We start from the raw sequence: 15812 nt of genomic DNA on the forward strand, positions 1-15812 counted from the left end.
ACTGGCCATGGCGGCTCAATGACCACGCTGCACGCAGAAACCCCGCAACTTGCCGTGCAGCGTCTGGCCATCGCCGCACTCAAGACCGAGATCCCCATGACCTATGCTGACATGATCCAGTACATCGAGAACTCCATCGACGTGATCATCCAGGCCGGGCGTCATGACGGCAGGCGCGGCATCACCGAATTCTACCTCCCCGGCGCAGACCAGATCGGAGCTTCCCAATGAAGACCTTTGAGTATGAAATCCTCAGTTTCCCCATGACCCGTAAGACCAGCCTCGCTGACATGCAGGCCAGCCTGAATGCCAAAGGTGCAGAAGGCTGGGAGGTCGTGTCGATCAGCTCCTCGGAATTCGCGAATGTGGGACACACGGTCTTCCTGAAGCGGGAAACGACAGCTGGTGGCACGGTCTGATGATACGTTGCGGGACCGATATCACTATCGTCACTCTGGCTTTGTTGCTGGCGGGGTCACCCTCCTCAGCCGAGCGCAACTTGGTCCCGAGCCTTGAGCGCAGTTTTGATGTTTGCCCAAACAGACCTTCGGAGCCCGAATGGATGCAAAACATACCATTGCGCCAAGCCTATCAGCGCGTTCTGGTGCAGGACATCTACCGCGCGGAGAACCTTGAACGCATCGTTGAGACAGGTGAATGCGCATGCGAAACCCGCTTCCCCTCATGGAATGAGGCCGAGGCTATCTTCAGTGAATACCACGAAAGCGCCGAACGATGGGAAATGCTGCAAGCCTCTGACGGCTACAACCGCCGTGCCAACGCCGCCCGCCCTGCCGCCAAAGCCATCTGTGAAGCCGCGGACAACTGGTGAGGCTGACCCCCGATGAGCGTCGTCACCTACTTCGTTGAAACCTCCCAGGGCTATCTCGACACCGCCGCCGAAACCCAGTTCGGATCGGTTGCGGCAACGGTGGGCACACTTCTGGTACTGGGAACAACGCTCGTGGTGATCCTCGTCTTCCTGAACATGATCTACCAGTACAAGGCGATGGACGGCCGCACGGCCTTTTGGCTCGCGGTCAAGATCGGGCTCATCGGGATATTTGCAACCAACTGGGTGCAGTTCAACGCCCTCTCCTCCGCCATCCTGGCCGGGATCGACAGCATTGCGGGGGCGCTCGTGGCTTCGGTCGGTGGTGGAACTCCTGGCCCTTCTGGCACCTTTGCAGAAGAATTCGACCGATTGATCGCGGAACTAGGGGACTATCTGAACGCCGCAGGTTCAGAGCTGAACTGGATGGCCGGCGCCATGCTCGACATTGTCGGGGTGCTCTTGCTCTCGATACTCGGCGGGCTGGCCGCCTTCATCCTCGTGGCATCCCGCCTGATGATCGCACTTCTAATCGGGATCGCGCCGGTGATGATCTTCCTCACCCTCTTCGAGGTGACTAAAGATTACTTCGCACGCTGGCTGTCGGCACTGGTTTCCTTCGCGCTCTACCCCATCGTCGTGGCCGGCGTATTCGCGACGATTACCGGCGTTTCCTCCGCTCTGATAGGCGAGCTTGGCGACCCGGAAGGGGCTTCCAACATCGGCGCGCTCATCCCCTTCTTCATGATGGTCCTCATGGCCAAGGGCTTCATCATCGCTACACCCTTCATCGTGCGCGCGATCTCCGGCAACATCATGATGCCCGCACTCTCCGGAGGTCTCGGCGGCGGCTACAGCTTCGCCCGCGCCGCCATGGGCAGCCAGCAAGCCTACAACCGCTACTTAATCGGTGGCGCAAGTGGTGCGGAATTTGCCGCCCTTAGGGCGCGACAGTTCTTCGGGGTACAGCAGATGCCAGTAAGGCAAGGCATGGGGCAGACGGGTTCCGCAGGCGGCACAGGGTCGCCAGGGACAGGGTCGCAGATGCTGGCGCAGCTGGCGAGACTAGGGCGGCTTGGGCGGCGGTGACTGGTCTGATGGCCGCAACGGGGGAGAAACAACTATTTCGCTGCTCTTGCGCCAAGGTTTGGTTCATTACGCTTTGCGATCTTTCAGTTCGAATTGCACACGATTTGCGCATCCTCACTGGTTGCAGCCCTGATTTCGTAGGACTGTCTGACCGTTCCTCCATTCCAGAGCCAGCATTCGTTCTCCAGTAGATGCTGAAGGGAACGGGACTGAGCTCCAACGTTCTCCGGGTCCGCTAGCCCGGCTGAGTTCGGTCAAAGGCAAGAATAACAATTCGAATTCAGTAGGTTACTACAGGTGCAGCGCCTCCGTCATGCCGCTCGCTTCCAGATCCCACAGGGCTGTCCAGTTCCCGGCAGTCCGATCGAGAACCAGATAATTCCGCTCGGCGATGTATCTGCCGGGCTGCCCGGGAAGGCGCTCCACGCGGATCGGGTGCTCGGGCAACGGGTCTTCGCCCAACCACGATAAGGCTCCCAAAAATCGTGCCCAGCCCTTGGGCGGCGCGCGATGGGCGATTCCGGAGGCAACAAGCTGGTTCAGGTGCAGGCCGCCGCCGAGGTCCATGACCGCGCGTGTCGCCAGGTGGATTTCGCCCGAGACCGCCGTGATGTCGTGGCCGTCCCGCCGCGCAAGGTTGCGGACCAGTTGAAGCATCCGGCGCCATTCGTCGCGATGAGCACGGCTCTGCCATTGGTCGCGCAAGTCGTCCTCGTATTTCTGCATCCGCGGAATCACCACCATGAGCGCTTCCAAGAGCGACAGGCGAGGGCCGAGGAGTGGCACGCTCGACATCAGCAGGGTGTGGCCCTCGACCTCGTGCTGCGCCTCCGCCTCCATCATTGCCCAGCCGCCTGGGCCCATGATCTGGCGGCGTGTGCGCTCGGAGCGGAGGTCGGGGGCAAGGATTCGGAGGCCAGGACCATGGACTGCCCAACCCAGATGCTGTCCTTCGGGATCGGCGAAGCGCGTCGGCAGATCGTCATCAGTTGTCGCCTGCTGAAACACCAGAAAGCTTTCGCGTGCGACAGCGAAGAGCGTCTGCCCCACCGGGGAATAGGTGCGGGACCGTCGGAGCGAGCCCCAACCGTCGCAGATGTCGTGATCGTCCCATTGCATGAGTGACGGCACACGGGCGCAAAGCCAGGCGAACTGTGGCGCGGCGTAAAGGGCGGCATAGCGTTCCAGGAACCTTTCGCGCAGGTAATGGCGCAGATCGTCCAGCGCTGCGCGCGACGGATCGTGCGGGATACGCTCCGGCCAGTCATGGCTGAGCTCGTGCCCCTCGGTCACCTCATCGGCATAGACCTGATCGCCGCCGTGCAGCATCAGCGCGAAGGGCCGACGTTGGTGTTCGCTCCTAAGTCTTTCCCACATGGCATTCCGCTCGGACCCTTCGCGGTCCATGTCCCCCACTTCCTCGCCGTTGCAGGACACATACGCCAGACGCAGATCGCCGGTCAGGTCGCCCGCGACCGCGTAGGTCGTGCCGTTCCAGCGGTATTCCGACGGGCGGTCGGCCGGCAGCGTGAACCGCGCTCGCCAGACGGTCGCGCGGTCGTAGTGTGCCAGCGATATAGGGGTAGCTGGGCCACCCGGCGCATCGACCGGTGGCACACTCTCGCCCTGTGCGACGATGAAAAGCGCTGACAAGCGAAGCTGCCCATCTTCGATATCGTCCAGAAACAGGATGGGTCCGACGGTGGGGGCTAGTTGTGTACGCATCATCACCAGCTAATTCAGTCTCCTCAATAGAGCAATTCTGCAAAGGGGAACGTTCACCAATGTTTCGGCAGACCAGCATTGCGTGATGCAGATTTCGAGCGTTGCATTCCCGTCAGAACTCGCACCGGAACACCTTCTGGCTCGGCTCGCCGACTTGGCGGATGTCGCGACAGCGCTGTTGCGCATGTTGTGACCCTAACATGATTTTTGCGAATTTCTCGGTGTACCCTGCTCGCGCAGAGAAGACGGCGATCGTAGCAAGACGGGGTTGAAACCTGTTTCCGGGATTCACAGGTCTATCGTGGCTGAGGGCAAACAGCGGGGCGCGGGCCCCGGCAAGAATGCGTTTTCCCTTGCAAGCCTTAGCTCGTCGAACTGGCGGGCGAAAAACATACGAGACGAAAGGAGAAGCAAGATGAAACATCTGCATATCCTTACGATCACCACCGCAATTGCCACCGCATTCGGTTCTGCCGCTGTCGCGCAGGGGTCCGAGGTCGCCACCGCGAACAACGGCGAATGGATCAGTCTGACGGGCAGCGTCGCGTCCATATCGGCCGATCGCTTCACGCTGGACTATGGCGCAAACGAGCTGACCATCGAAATGGACGACTTCGACAGCTATGACGAGAACCTGCTCATTGCGGGGGATCAGGTGACGGTCTCCGGCATGATCGACACTGATTTCGTCGACAACAAGACGCTCGAGGCGAGTTCTGTCTACGTCGACAACCTCAACGAATTTTTCTACGCCAGCTCCGCCGATGAGGAAGACGGCTATTACAGCTATGCCGCCAATGACTACTGGGATGGCGGCGACTGGATTTCGCTGACCGGTGAGGTTGCATCGGTTGACGGTGAGACTTTCACCCTCGACACTGGGGTCGGCGAATATGTGATCGACGCGGACCAGATGGCCTACAACCCGCTGGATAGCGAGGGTGCCGAGCAGATCGAGGTCGGCGAGCGTGTCGTGGTCTCCGGTGAGTTCGACACGTTCGACTTGTACGGTGACGAAGACATCGAGGCGGAAGCGGTCACAACGCTCTCGGGCTGACACGTTGGCCAATCAACTTCTTGCTTGAATCCAGACCGCCCCTGGCAGCAGCCAGGGGCGGTCATCGTACCGAGCACCGCACGCTCGAACTATAGAAACAGCCGTGGGCGACAAATATAGGTACGGTATAGTTTGAAGAGCTGATCGGGCAGAATGCCAAAGACTCTGAAAATTGAAACCTCGAGGTCGCGCGCGGACAGCCATTCTTTGAACGACCTAAAAACGACCGCCGGCCTGACTCTCAAACAGGCCGCTGTGATTTATTTCGGCGGCCTTTCGCTTTTGATATTCGGGCTGGTGGTTGCTGGTTTCGCGACTTAGCAGGTGTGTCCGACTCATCGGAACGTTATGTCGCCATGCCAGTCAAGAACAGGAACACCATGTAGCTGGCGTAGGCGGCCAGCATCAGACCGCCCCATAGCCTGCCGATCGACTTTGCCGCAAACAACAGCGCAAGCAGCAGCAAGGCCGCGCCCAGCATCACCGGCGTGTCGATCTCGCGGAACCGCGCGCTGACCTCGATGGGCTGGATCACCACCGTCACGCCGAGAATCGCGAGGATGTTGAAGATGTTCGAGCCGATGACGTTGCCCAGCACCACGTCTGAATGCCGCCGGATCGCGGCGACGATGGCTGTGGCAAGCTCGGGCAACGAGGTGCCGATGGCTACCAGAGACAGGCCGATCACGGCATCGGGCACGCCGAAGTCGCGCGCGATGTTCACCGCCCCCTCGACCAGCATGTCCGCGCCGAAGACCAGCGCCGCGATACCGCCCAGGGCCAGAACGGGCGCAAGCCAAGGCCGCGTCAGCGGAATGTCCTCGAATTCCTCGGCCTCGTGCTGGAACGTCCTGGCTTCGCGGTCCCGTTTCTCCAGCCAGTAACTGGAGAACAGATAACCCGCGAGAACGACGAGCATCGCGATGCCCTCGATACGGGTGATCACTTCGCCCTGAACCAGCGCGAACGCCGCCAGCGAGACGAGGGTTGCCACCAGCGCCTCGCGCACTGCTGTCCGATCCCAGCTGACTATCGGCGCGATGACAGCCGCCACGCCGACGATTAGCAGGACATTGGCGATGTTGGAGCCAATGACGTTTCCAAGTGCGATCTCCGGCGTGCCGTCGAGCGCTGCGTTCAACGAGACGAGCAGCTCTGGCGTCGATGTCCCGAAGCCAACAATGACAAGACCGATCAGAAGCTTCGAGATGCCGAGGCGCTCGGCGATCGCAACCGAGCCGCGCACGAGCCCTTCGCCGCCAACAAACAGAAGAACAAGGCCCGCGGCCACGAGAAGGAGATCATGAAGCATTTTTATTCTTTTCCGAAAGTTTCTGCAGTGAACGCTCGCGCGTATTCACGATCTAGTGTGGCTCAGGCAAAAAAGGAACCGCAGGCCCTAAATTCTGCCTCGGTTTTGGAAAATTCAACCGATTTCCGGGACTTGCGATTGTAATAATCGGTCTTCCATCCGATATCCCCTACACGCTGTGAACGGGGAACGGATGCAACGAGGGGATGGACAGAGACGAAGACCCTCGTTGTCGTTGCCCATCCTGCGAACATCCCGAAACCAGCACAGGGCCGGAACATTGACCCTTGGAAACCTGCTGTCCGCGCTCGGCGAGGCATCCTTCGGGTGGGCGATCGTGGTGTTCTCGCTGCTGACGCTGCTTCCCCTCCCGCCCGGATCATCCTTGATCACCGCCCTCCCGCTTCTTGTGACCACAGGCCAGATGATGTTGGGCCATCCGCATGTGAGGCTTCCCGGACCCCTCGCGCGTCTGCGGCTTGATCCGGACAAGTTGCGACGCACGGTCTTGCGCCTCAGGCCGGTGACCCGACGCCTCGAACGCATCCTGACCCCGCGCCACGCCGCTCTTTTCGCGCCCCGACACGAACGCCCGCTGGGTCTGTTCCTGTTCATCATCGCCTTCGCGCTTTTCCTGCCGGTGCCCCTGAGCGGCTGGTTTCCGGCGATCTCGCTCTTCATCTTCGGCGTTGGTCTGGTCGAGCGCGACGGGCTGGTCGCGACCTTCGGTCTCGCCTTCGGCGCTGCGTCTGTCCTGTTGACGGCGACGATCCTGATATCGCTTGGCATCGGCGCTGATGCGATGATCAACTGACTTTGGGACGAGCTCCACGCCGGAAGTCGGGTGCCAACCTGACGGGAAGATCAAGCGGCCGGTAGCCAGCCGAGTGCCAGCATGGCAGCCAATACCCCCGCCAGCACGAGGCGATAGATGACGAAGGGCGTGAAGCTTGCCCTGCGGAGCCAGGCCATCAGTCCGGCGATCGCTGCGAGCGCGCTCAGGAAGGCAAGTCCACCGGCGATCAGCGCGTCCGTCCGCAGCGCGGCGTCCTGCGTGCCGACAAGGTCCATCGCCCCGAGAAACCCTGCCGCCGCGGTGGTCGGGATTGACAGGAGCAACGAGAAGCGCGCCGCCTCGGGACGGCGCTGCCCCAACAGCAGGGCGACCGTCATCGTGATGCCGGAACGGCTGACGCCAGGCACCAGCGCCAGCGCCTGTGCCGCCCCGATCAGAGCCACGTCGCGCCAGGTCAACCCGTCGATGGTGCCCTCGGCGCGGTCAGCGCGACGGTCGGCGGTCCACAGCAGCACACCGAACGCCGCCGTCGTGACCATGATCAGGACGGGGCTGCGCCAGTCGCTTTCGATCCGGTCCTTGAGTAGAAACCCTGCCACGACGACCGGCAGTGTCGCCGCGATGATCTGAAGGGTAAGCCGGGCTGCGGGCGTGGACCGGCGGCGGGCAACGTCTACCGCGCCTGTCAGCAGCATCGCCACGTCGCGCCGGAAATAGAGAACCACCGCAACCAGCGTGCCGATGTGCATGGCCACGTCCAGCGAAAGCCCCTGATCCGCCCAGCCGGTGAAGACCGGCACGAGGATCAGATGCGCCGAGGAACTGATCGGCAGGAACTCCGTGATGCCCTGCACGACCGCGAGCACGATGAGGTGAAGAAGTGGCGTGCCGCCCTGAAAGTCTGACATTAATCAGACCCGTCACACTCTTCAGCCGCGATTTTGGCGGTCTCGACCCACGAGGTCTGCGTAGGTCCGCTTACGGACCTGAATTGTTGGCCTTCCGCCTTCCGTCCGCTCACAGCCAGCCTTTCCGCTTGAAGAACAGATAGGGCAGCACCGCTGACAGAATCATCAGGCCGATGGCGAAGGGATAACCGACCAGCCATTCCAACTCGGGCATGTGCTCGAAGTTCATGCCGTAGATCGAGGCGATCAGGGTCGGCGGCAGGAAGACGACGGCCGCCACCGAGAAGATCTTGATGATCGCGTTCTGCTCGATGTTGATCATGCCGAGCGTGGCGTCGAGCAGGAAGGTGACCTTCTGCGACATGAACCCGGAATGGTCGGAGAGCGAACGGATGTCGCGCGACAGCGTCTTGATCCGTTCGTGCGTGTCCTTGCCGCTTTTCTGCTGCAGCGTCGCCTGCCCGAGATACCCGGCCAGCCGTTCCAGGGTCACGAGGCTGTCGCGGACGTTGGAAGTCAGGTCTCCCTTGCGGCCGATCGACTCGATGATGGTCTGAAGGTCCGGAAAGCTTGCGGCTCGTGGTAGCGCACGGTGATCAGATGGGTGGGTGTGAGAACAAACGTGACGGGTTGCATGTCGACGTCGTCGCCATCGGCATTGGCCGGCAAGATCGCCGTCATGAAGGACGCGCCGCCCTCGGTGTAGAGACGCGAGGAAACCTCGATCTCCTCCATCTCCTCTTTGGTCGGCACGTCGATGCCGAGCAGCGACTCGATCTGGGCTTCCTCATCGCCTACTGGGCTGAGAAGATCTATCCAGACAGCGGTCACGTCGGGTTTCGTGAGCCCCTCGTGCCGGACGAGCCTGCCGCCCTCATGCACATATGCTGTAATCATGCGCTACGCCTCCCCTCGGTCCGGCGACTGCTTAGGTGTCGCGCGCACCCCGTTTCTGATTGCCAATAAGCTGTCAGATCGGAGAATTACAAGGGCGCGTTGTTGTTTTGTGCTCCCAGCGGGGATATCTGCCGAAACACTATGCGAGGGGCATCCAGTGCAGGAAGAGAAACAACAGCGCCAGAATGGCCAGGCGACCCTCTGGGGCAAGCCATCGGCCTGGCTCGCTTCGGCGACCTTGTTCATCGGCCTGACAGCGACCGGCTTTGTCTTGGTCTCATCGATGTTCGGAGGCGAACTTCCAAGTTTCGACGCAAGGTTGGTCCAACCGCAGGCTTTGGCCCTGATCCTCGGTTTTCTGGTGGTCTACTTTATGTCTGACGGGCTGAGGCTCTACTTCGTCCTGCGCACGATCGGAGCCGGGGTGAAAATTCGTGAGATCTTCCCCCTTGTGTTCATCAACATCCTTTTCTCGAATGTGACACCCCTTGCGACGGGCGGTGGTTTCGCGCAGGTCTGGTATCTGCAACGGCATGGCGTGCCCGTCGGCAGTTCGGCCGCGGCGACGACGATCCGGACCATTCTCGCAATGCTGGCGATCTTCCTTGTCGCCCCGCTCTTTCAATTTTTGCACCCGGGATCTTCGCCGAACGGATTTGCAAGGATCACCCTGCAGTCGCTGTCAGGGTTCATCGTGCTCTATCTCGTTGGCTTCCTGATTGTCCTGCGCCGCCCACACTGGATCGCAACCCTACTCGGCCGACTTCTCGCGCTTGCGTCTCGCATGGGTATCCTGGGCACAGATAGACGGGACCGCTGGACCAATGCGGTGCAACGCGAGACGGCGGAATTCTCGGCAAGTTTTGCACGCTTCGTCCGGGGATCGCGTCTTTATGCCCTGGCGGCGGTAGCTTGCACGCTCGTGTTTCTACTGACGCTTTTCGCTTTTCCGGCGCTCTTGTTGGAACTTCTCGATTATGACGTGGATTGGTTGACGGTCATCGGGACGTTGTCGGTGGTGACGTTCCTGATGTATTTCGCACCGACCCCGGGCGGTGCTGGATTTGCGGAATTGGCCTTCGCCGGGTTCATGGCAGGCCGCATGGCCCCCGATGATCTTCTGCTTGTCATCTTCGCGTGGCGGTTCCTGACCATTTATCTCGGCATGGCGATCGGAACGATCGTCTCGATCCTCGTCCTTCGGCGGAAAGCGCAGCCAGGATGAACCGTGCCCTACTCTCTCTCTTCTTCTATGCAAACCTTGCAATCGTACTGACAATCGCGGGATACCGCGTCTATCTCTACGCATCGGCGCCGGACGCCAGCGCTCTTCTTGTCGGGCAGATTGAAGCGATCGAGGCGGAGGTCGCGGCGGATCGTCCGCTCAGGTTTGCAGTGGTGGGAGAAGGCAACAACTCGATCGGTGTCCTTGAGCGGCAGATCATCCCTCGGGTCAACTCGTCCGGTCTGGATTTCGTCGTCTCGGCCGGCAATCTCGTGAGCGGGGGCGGTGAGGACAAATACCGGGCGCTCCTGGGGACTCTGTCGCATCTCGATATTCCTTATCTTCTGACATTCGGGGAGAACGAGTACGAGGAGTTCGGAAGCGCTCGGTTTTATCAGCGGTTCGGGCCACACTTCTATTCCTTTGCCCTGCCGCAGGCACGGCTCGTGTTTCTCGATGCCACCGGGCGCACGCCGACAGACTGGCAAGAGCGATGGCTCCGCGACATCCTGCAGGCGGATAGCCCTACACCGGTGCTGGTCTTCGTCGGTCATCCTCTCGTCCCCCCTGCGCAGGAGACGCTTTTCGAACCGGATGTTGGTGCCTGGTCGGAAAGTACGAACCGTGACCGGCTCCTTGCCCTGCTATCGGAGCTCGGCGTCGACATGGTGGTCTCGGCGGGGGCTGCGACATTCTCCGATCAAACCGTTGGCGGGGTCCGACATGTCGTCACCGGAGGAGCTGGCGGATTTGTTCTCAACGACGATGCGAGCTTTTACCACTACCTCGAAGTGTCGATCAGCGAGGGCAACATCAGTGTTGAGATGATGCGGGTCGATACCGCGCCCACCCCCCTCATGCGACAGCTCGAGGGACTCTGGTTCTTCGTGTACTCGCTCTTCTACGTCGGCTGGCTGAATTTCCTACTCATCTTTTCGGCTTTCGTCATCGTCGGTATGTATCTCTACAACCGCCTGTTCCGGGAACGGCACTACTATCCCGATTACGATAGCCATGTCGCCCTCGACCTTGGCCGCCCGCTCAAGGTGGTGATGTTCACCAATACCTATCTGCCCTTCATCGGCGGTGTCGCGATCTCTGTAGATCGCCTGAGAAAAGGTTTGGAGAAGCTCGGACACGAGGTGCTGGTGGTCGCTCCCGCCTACGACCAGCACGTCGAAGAGACCGGAGTGTTGCGCGTTCCGGCACTGATTGAAGCAGGCGGTCTTATCCGTGTTGCCAATCCGCTGCATCCTAGGACGTGGCAGGTGGTCCGGCAGTTCGGGCCGGACGTGATCCATCTTCATCATCCATTCTGGCTCGGCTCTCTGGGGCATCGCATGGCGCGTCGGCTGAACGTCCCGGCGATCTTCACCTACCACACGAGACTGGAACAGTATGGGCATACGATCCCCCTGCCTGGTGTCCTCTTTCGCAACGTGATCGCGCACTGGCTCGTGCGGCGCTTCGCGAACAGCTGTGACGAGATCATCGTTCCGACGCCGGTGACGCGGGATTATGTGCGGCTGATCGGGGTGGACCGGCCCGTGCATGTTCACCCGACAGGAGTAGAGATCGAGCGATTCCTGCCACAGGAACCTTGCCAACTTGCTGCGCTCCGGTCCCGACACAACCCGGACGGTCGGAAAATATTGGTCACCGTGTCGCGGCTTTCGAAGGAAAAGAACCTCGACTTCCTGATCGCGGCGATGCGGGAACTCAAGGACCGCCACGCGCCCCCCTTTCGTCTTCTTGTGATTGGGGATGGCGAGGAGCGGGCGCATCTGACCCGGACCATCCGGGACAAAGATCTGACCTCGGAGGTGAGCCTGGTTGGGTCTGTCCCGGAGCATGATATCCCGGACTATCTCGGTCTAAGCGATCTCTTCGTCTTTGCGTCTACATCAGAGACCCAGGGCATGGTCATCTTGGAGGCCATGGCGGCGGGATTGCCCGTTGTTGCCGTGAATGCCAGTGGCGTGGACGCCTTCGTCCAGAACCGAAGGACCGGGGTGTTGACCGAAGAGAATATCGAGGTTTGGACCGATGTCGTTCATGCGCTTCTCGTGAACCGCTCCGAGCGCCATGCGATGGCGCGGGCTGCATTGGAAGAGGCCCGGCAACACTCCGTCGAACGGTTCTCGACTGACATCGCGCGGGTTTACCAGACCGCGATTGGTGCACGCTCAAAGTCCAAAAGAAACGGGGCCCTGCGTTCCAGTTGAACAGCATCACCTTTGCGCTAGGAGCTGGTGGATCAACGCTCGCAGCGCTCGGCGCCTATTCTCGGGAGTGCGTTAACAGTTTCAAACGTGCAGCATGACTGTAACCACGCCATTGGCACCGCCTGCCTGATCAAGGGGCAATGATCTAAGACACGTCAATAAAGACGTCGTTAACGACGTGGATTATACGGGGTCTGCGATGCGTGGAGAAATTCTCGGGGTAGAGCGGCGGCGCTTTTGGCGCGACGATGACAAGCTGGAGATTGTCGCATCGGTTGGGATTGATGGGGCGACGGTGACGCAGGTGGCACAGCGCCATGAGGTGACCCGGCAGCAGATTTACGCATGGCGGCATGTCCTCAAGAGAAAGGGCCTGTGGTCTCCGGATACGGGGGCGCTGTTCTTTCCGTTGGATTTGCCGGTGTCGACCGGAATGCCTGTGGCGCAGACTCCGGTCGCTGAGGCACCGCCACCTATTGCGGTTGAAGTGCGTCTGCGTGGCGAGCGCAGTTTGCATTTTGAAAGCACGATCGCCCCGGCCACCCTGACAGCCCTGATCCGTGCGGTGGAAGCTGCATGATTGGGCCTGGCACTGGTGTTCGTGTGTATCTGGCCTGCGGCGTCACGGATATGAGGAAGGGGATCGCAGGATTGGCGGCACTGACTCAGGATGTCTTGCGGCAAAAGCCAACAAGTGGTGCGGTGTTTGCGTTTCGAGGCCGCCGGGGTGACCGGATTAAGCTCCTGTTCTGGGATGGGCAGGGCTTTTGCCTCTATTACAAGGTGCTCGAACGGGGCCGCTTCCCTTGGCCGAGCGCCAAGGATGGAGCTATTCGGATGACATCAGCGCAGCTTGCGATGCTCTGGGAGGGGATCGATTGGCGGCGTCCAGATTGGGGCGCTCCGCCCGCGCGGGTGGGGTGATCTTGCGCCGGGATTTGTGTTATTTATATGGTGCTTTAACCTGACTTTTGGTAGTCAGGCGCATGTCTAAACACGCCGAAAACCTCCCCGATGATCCCGCGGAATTGAAGGCGATGATCGCGGCTTTGCAAGCGGAGAATGCCAAGATATCGGCTACGTTGCGCGTTCATGACCAGCTGGTTCAGGCGCTTCGCCTGCGGATCGCCAAATTGCAGAAACTGGCTTTCGGCAAGTCCTCGGAAAAGATCGAGCGCGAGATCGATCAGTTGGAGTTGGCGCTCGAAGACCTGCTGGTCGCGGTTGCCGAGGAAGATGACGCGCCCATCAACGAAGGGCAGAATGAACCGTCACCGGAAGCTGCCGATGCACCCGCTTTGCGCCGCCGACCACGTGTCTCGGATGAGACCCCGCGCGAGCGCCGCGAACTGGACCCCGGTGCTTGCTGCCCCGACTGTGGCGGCGATCTGCGCGTGGTGGGTGAGGATGTCAGCGAACTCCTCGACATGATTGCTGCCCAGATGAAGGTGATCCAGATCGCCCGGATCAAGAAGTCCTGCCGCCGTTGTGAGCGGATGGTGCAGGAACCGGCCCCCAGCCGTCCGATCCCGGGCAGCATGGCAGGGCCGAGCCTGCTCGCACATGTGCTGATCTCGAAGTTTGACGACCATTTGCCTTTGTATCGCCAGCACGAAATCTTCGCTCGCATGAGAGCGGATATCCCCGAAAGCACGCTGGTTGGCTGGTGCGGACGGGCCATGAAGACGCTGCAGCCGCTGATCACACGGATCGAGGCGGACATCATGGTCAGCGATCTGCTGCATGCGGACGACACACCCATCCGGGTGCTGGATCGCTCTTTGCGCGACAAGGGACTGGGCAAAGGTGTCAAACAAGGCCGCATCTGGGCCTATGTGCGTGACCAGCGGCCTTGGGCGGGGGCATCGCCACCGGGTGCAGTCTATCGCTTCGCGCCAGACTGGAAGGAAGAGCATGTTCTCGGCCATCTGGCGAACGCCCGCGGCATCCTTCAGGCTGACGGCTACAAGGGTTATGCCAAGCTCTATGAGCCAGACCCCGATGGCACGCGGCGTTTGCGCGAAGCGGCCTGTTGGGCTCACCTGCGCCGAGACTTCCACGACTTTTGGGCGTCGACCAAGTCCGAGATCGCCCGCGAGGCGCTCGACCGGATCGGTAAGTTCTACGACATCGAGCGCGACATCACCGGTCAGCCCGCTGACGTCCGTTATGCGACGCGTCAAAATCTGAGCAGACCAAAGGTTGAGGCCTTCTTTGCTTGGTCCGAACAACAGCTTCTGCGCATCCCGGGTAAAAGCGACCTGGCCAAAGCCTTCCGCTACGGCCTCAGTCGACAGGAGGCCTTCAGCCTGTTTCTGACCGATGGACGTGTGGCAATCGACAACAACCCTGCTGAACGTGCCCTGCGACCTATTGGAATTGGACGTAAGAATTGGTTATTTGCAGGGGCAGATACCGGTGCGGAAACCCTCGCACGTGCGATGACCGTCATTGAAACCGCCAAGCTGAACGGTCTCGACCCGCTGGCCTATCTCGCCGACATCCTCGACCGTATCCACGATCACAAGATAAACCGGCTGAATGAACTGTTGCCGTGGAATTGGAGCGCACATTGCCCGTAATAAACATCTTCTCCTCTATCGGCATATATGTATTGGCCGCGCTCGCTGAGATCATAGGATGTTTCGCATTCTGGGCCTGGTTGCGTCTTGACCGCACTGCTCTCTGGCTCATCCCCGGTGCCCTATCCCTCGTCTTGTTCGCCTACCTGTTGACGAAGGTTGAGGTTGACTTCGCAGGCCGCGCATATGCGGCCTATGGCGGCATATACATCGCTGCATCCATCGCGTGGCTATGGGCCGTAGAGGGCCAGATCCCGACCCGATGGGATATCATCGGCGCAATCTTCTGCCTCACCGGGATGGCGATAATCTTGATCGCACCCATGCTCCAAAAATAACCTGCGGTCTCAATCGAGCGGTTACGCATGACTGCTGGGTCAATCGCACTCGGTATTGTCGATGGTCTCGTTCGGCATCTGTGTGTTGCAAAGACGTCCAGCCGTTATGTCGGTGCCTTCGAGGATCGCGTCTTCAAAGACAGCGGCCGTAAGATCCGCTCCTTCGAAAGTCACGTTGACCAGACGCGCCCCTCTGAAGCTCGCGCCGCCTAGATTTGCACCGTCAAACGAGACGTTCTCGATCACGGCGAAATCAAATAGCGCGATGCTGAGGTTCGCGCCGGCGAAATCTATTGCCCGCAGGGTCGACTCTTTCAGATCGACCCCTGTCAGCTTGCTTTCGCTGCGATCCAGCCCTTCGAAACTGCACGCCTGGCATTGTCCGAGCATTCTCAGCTGCGACGCGTCGCTCGCCTCTTGAGCCGCGACAGAAGATGCCGAAAGGAACAGAACGAGTGCGGAAATCGCGGGGCTAAACGCCACGTTCTTCTTGTTCTTTTTCAACTCTCGAAACTCGCGATTGAAACACTTCACGCCCTAGAAATCGAACAGATCGCCAAGGAAGGATTCGCGCTTCTTCTTGTAGGGGCGTCCAGCGTGCGAGTCAGTCCCCCGCGTGTCCTGCCGATATTCCTGGGCGGGCACAGAAGAAGGAGGCCCCGCCCGTTCGATGATCTTGTCGAGTTCACCGCGATCCAGCCAGACACCGCGACACTTGGGGCAATAGTCGATTTCGACACCGCTGCGCTCGGCAATCACCAATGTTTCACCATCTACGGGACATTGCATGCGTTCTACTCCTGTGTGACTTCTATCCTCAGAGGAC

Annotated in this window: 18 protein-coding genes and 1 pseudogene; 12 read left to right on the forward strand and 7 right to left on the reverse strand. The window is 60.3% G+C overall.

Going from position 1 to position 15812, the window contains the following annotated elements; genetic code table 11:
* From BUB53_RS19390 to BUB53_RS19405, 4 genes and pseudogenes are all read left to right on the forward strand, one after another.
* Nucleotides 1–231: pseudogene (locus BUB53_RS19390) on the forward strand (type II secretion system protein E); the annotation flags it as partial.
* A complete protein-coding gene (locus tag BUB53_RS19395; protein ID WP_073037280.1) occupies nucleotides 228–419 on the forward strand; it encodes a DUF4177 domain-containing protein in 192 nt (63 codons plus the stop codon). The pseudogene BUB53_RS19390 and the gene BUB53_RS19395, both read left to right, overlap by 4 nt.
* Nucleotides 420–562: 143 nt before the next feature.
* Nucleotides 563–832 (forward strand): hypothetical protein, encoded by a 270-nt coding sequence (locus BUB53_RS19400; RefSeq protein ID WP_229709600.1) that lies wholly within the window; start codon nucleotides 563–565, stop codon nucleotides 830–832.
* Between the two features lie 12 nt (nucleotides 833–844).
* A complete protein-coding gene (locus BUB53_RS19405; RefSeq protein WP_073037283.1) occupies nucleotides 845–1921 on the forward strand; it encodes a TrbL/VirB6 family protein in 1077 nt (358 codons plus the stop codon).
* A 291-nt stretch (nucleotides 1922–2212) separates the two neighbouring features.
* Here BUB53_RS19405 and BUB53_RS19410 read toward each other — a convergent pair whose 3' ends face one another.
* Complete coding sequence (locus BUB53_RS19410; RefSeq protein ID WP_229709601.1) at nucleotides 2213–3649, reverse strand: alkaline phosphatase D family protein; 1437 nt, start codon at nucleotides 3647–3649, stop codon at nucleotides 2213–2215.
* A gap of 412 nt (nucleotides 3650–4061) precedes the next feature.
* Here BUB53_RS19410 and BUB53_RS19415 point away from each other — a divergent pair, with 412 nt between their 5' ends.
* Complete coding sequence (locus BUB53_RS19415; RefSeq protein ID WP_073037284.1) at nucleotides 4062–4703, forward strand: hypothetical protein; 642 nt, start codon at nucleotides 4062–4064, stop codon at nucleotides 4701–4703.
* Nucleotides 4704–5049: 346 nt separating this feature from the next.
* Here BUB53_RS19415 and BUB53_RS19420 read toward each other — a convergent pair whose 3' ends face one another.
* Nucleotides 5050–6015, reverse strand: a complete 966-nt coding sequence (locus BUB53_RS19420) for a calcium/sodium antiporter (RefSeq protein ID WP_073037285.1) — start codon at nucleotides 6013–6015, stop codon at nucleotides 5050–5052.
* A 193-nt stretch (nucleotides 6016–6208) separates the two neighbouring features.
* Between BUB53_RS19420 and BUB53_RS19425 the strand changes: the two genes are divergently transcribed.
* Nucleotides 6209–6829 (forward strand): exopolysaccharide biosynthesis protein, encoded by a 621-nt coding sequence (locus BUB53_RS19425; protein ID WP_073037286.1) that lies wholly within the window; start codon nucleotides 6209–6211, stop codon nucleotides 6827–6829.
* Nucleotides 6830–6879: 50 nt separating this feature from the next.
* Here BUB53_RS19425 and BUB53_RS19430 read toward each other — a convergent pair whose 3' ends face one another.
* From BUB53_RS19430 to BUB53_RS23075, 3 genes are all read right to left on the reverse strand, one after another.
* Nucleotides 6880–7719 (reverse strand): undecaprenyl-diphosphate phosphatase, encoded by an 840-nt coding sequence (locus tag BUB53_RS19430; RefSeq protein WP_073037288.1) that lies wholly within the window; start codon nucleotides 7717–7719, stop codon nucleotides 6880–6882.
* A 109-nt stretch (nucleotides 7720–7828) separates the two neighbouring features.
* A complete protein-coding gene (locus BUB53_RS23070) occupies nucleotides 7829–8212 on the reverse strand; it encodes a CorA family divalent cation transporter (RefSeq protein ID WP_327213561.1) in 384 nt (127 codons plus the stop codon).
* 23 nt (nucleotides 8213–8235) lie between these two features.
* Complete coding sequence (locus BUB53_RS23075) at nucleotides 8236–8616, reverse strand: CorA family divalent cation transporter (protein WP_200797827.1); 381 nt, start codon at nucleotides 8614–8616, stop codon at nucleotides 8236–8238.
* 157 nt (nucleotides 8617–8773) lie between these two features.
* On the opposite strand from BUB53_RS23075, the gene BUB53_RS19440 reads away from it, so the two are divergent.
* From BUB53_RS19440 to BUB53_RS19465, 6 genes are all read left to right on the forward strand, one after another.
* Nucleotides 8774–9841, forward strand: coding sequence for a lysylphosphatidylglycerol synthase transmembrane domain-containing protein (locus BUB53_RS19440; RefSeq protein WP_073037290.1), 1068 nt, complete (start codon nucleotides 8774–8776; stop codon nucleotides 9839–9841).
* Nucleotides 9838–12066 carry a glycosyltransferase gene (locus BUB53_RS19445; RefSeq protein ID WP_073037292.1) on the forward strand — a complete coding sequence of 743 codons (2229 nt, stop codon included), beginning with the start codon at nucleotides 9838–9840 and terminating at the stop codon, nucleotides 12064–12066. The genes BUB53_RS19440 and BUB53_RS19445 overlap by 4 nt, the downstream gene beginning before the upstream one ends.
* Before the next feature lie 199 nt (nucleotides 12067–12265).
* Nucleotides 12266–12646 carry an IS66-like element accessory protein TnpA gene (gene tnpA / locus BUB53_RS19450; RefSeq protein ID WP_143163288.1) on the forward strand — a complete coding sequence of 127 codons (381 nt, stop codon included), beginning with the start codon at nucleotides 12266–12268 and terminating at the stop codon, nucleotides 12644–12646.
* Nucleotides 12643–12990, forward strand: coding sequence for an IS66 family insertion sequence element accessory protein TnpB (tnpB, locus tag BUB53_RS19455; protein ID WP_073037294.1), 348 nt, complete (start codon nucleotides 12643–12645; stop codon nucleotides 12988–12990). The genes tnpA and tnpB overlap by 4 nt, the downstream gene beginning before the upstream one ends.
* Before the next feature lie 62 nt (nucleotides 12991–13052).
* Complete coding sequence (gene tnpC, locus BUB53_RS19460; RefSeq protein ID WP_073037296.1) at nucleotides 13053–14648, forward strand: IS66 family transposase; 1596 nt, start codon at nucleotides 13053–13055, stop codon at nucleotides 14646–14648.
* On the forward strand, nucleotides 14648–14986 hold the full coding sequence (locus BUB53_RS19465) for a YnfA family protein (RefSeq protein WP_073037356.1): 339 nt from the start codon (nucleotides 14648–14650) through the stop codon (nucleotides 14984–14986). Before tnpC ends, BUB53_RS19465 begins: the two co-directional genes overlap by 1 nt.
* Nucleotides 14987–15025: 39 nt before the next feature.
* Here the strand turns inward: BUB53_RS19465 and BUB53_RS19470 are convergent, their stop codons facing one another.
* Both BUB53_RS19470 and BUB53_RS19475 read right to left on the reverse strand, forming a co-directional pair.
* Entirely contained in the window at nucleotides 15026–15490 is a 465-nt protein-coding gene (locus BUB53_RS19470; protein ID WP_229709603.1) for a pentapeptide repeat-containing protein, read from the reverse strand.
* A gap of 33 nt (nucleotides 15491–15523) precedes the next feature.
* A complete protein-coding gene (locus BUB53_RS19475) occupies nucleotides 15524–15775 on the reverse strand; it encodes a TFIIB-type zinc ribbon-containing protein (protein ID WP_073037298.1) in 252 nt (83 codons plus the stop codon).
* Between the last annotated feature and the right edge of the window lie 37 nt (nucleotides 15776–15812).

Source organism: Roseovarius pacificus, from assembly GCF_900142665.1.
GTDB lineage: Bacteria > Pseudomonadota > Alphaproteobacteria > Rhodobacterales > Rhodobacteraceae > Roseovarius > Roseovarius pacificus.